The following is a 682-nucleotide window of genomic DNA, read 5'->3' as shown; positions in this document are numbered from 1 at the left end:
GCCTAGATTTAAGAGTGTAATTTGGCGCACCTTGCCGCTTGCCATGCGCATCGTTTCAACTAAACGATAGCTGTAGTAGGTGACATCAGCGATGGTGCGTGTTTTTGTTTTGCGTATGTACATAAATTATGCAGCGGTATTTTGTATTGAATTGACTCTATCAGAGTTTGCAAGCATAAGCAATAGCAAACATATATATTATGGCACTACAAAAGTGATTTTGACATAAAATGAACGTAGGAATAAGGGTTTGAGTGGTATCAAATTGCAAAAAAAGTTTGATTTGAATGCTTTGTAATCAAAAATTTACCAACTTGGGTAAAGAACTCTGTGCCTATTATGGCATGAATCCAACAAGAAATAATAAAGGGGTCAGTCATGAGAACGGCTCTGTTGAGTCATCACATGGTCACCTCAAAAACCGTATTAAACAAGAGCTTATGGTGCGTGGAAGTAAAGATTTTAAGACATTATCTGAATATGAACAATGGTTGCATCATGTTGTTGAGAACAGCAATCGTCGTAACAGTAAAAACTTTAAGCTTGAGCAATCTGATCGGGTCAGTGGGGCGGTTAGCCCCGACTGCCCACAGAACCGTGCGTACGGATCCGTACACGGCTCCTCATGTTAAAGATACCAGTATGCTAAGGTAAACCAGTGTTCTCGGTTGTCTTTTGATTT

1 protein-coding gene is annotated in these 682 nt (G+C 39.7%); it reads left to right on the top strand.

The features are described from left to right. Window positions 1-287 precede the first annotated feature (287 nt). A complete protein-coding gene (locus DNJ75_RS15875; RefSeq protein ID WP_117004214.1) occupies window positions 288-632 on the top strand; it encodes a hypothetical protein in 345 nt (114 codons plus the stop codon). Window positions 633-682 lie beyond the last annotated feature (50 nt).

Source organism: Cysteiniphilum litorale (assembly GCF_003428165.1).
In the GTDB taxonomy this organism is placed as follows: domain Bacteria; phylum Pseudomonadota; class Gammaproteobacteria; order Francisellales; family Francisellaceae; genus Caedibacter; species Caedibacter litoralis.
The sequence above is the reverse complement of the archived record's forward strand: the minus strand, read 5'-3'. Positions and strand labels throughout refer to the sequence as shown.

Coding starts and splice junctions, on each gene's coding strand:
- DNJ75_RS15875 (WP_117004214.1), top strand. CDS start 288: ATGCTTTGTAATCAAAAATTTACCAACTTGGGTAAAGAACTCTGTGCC.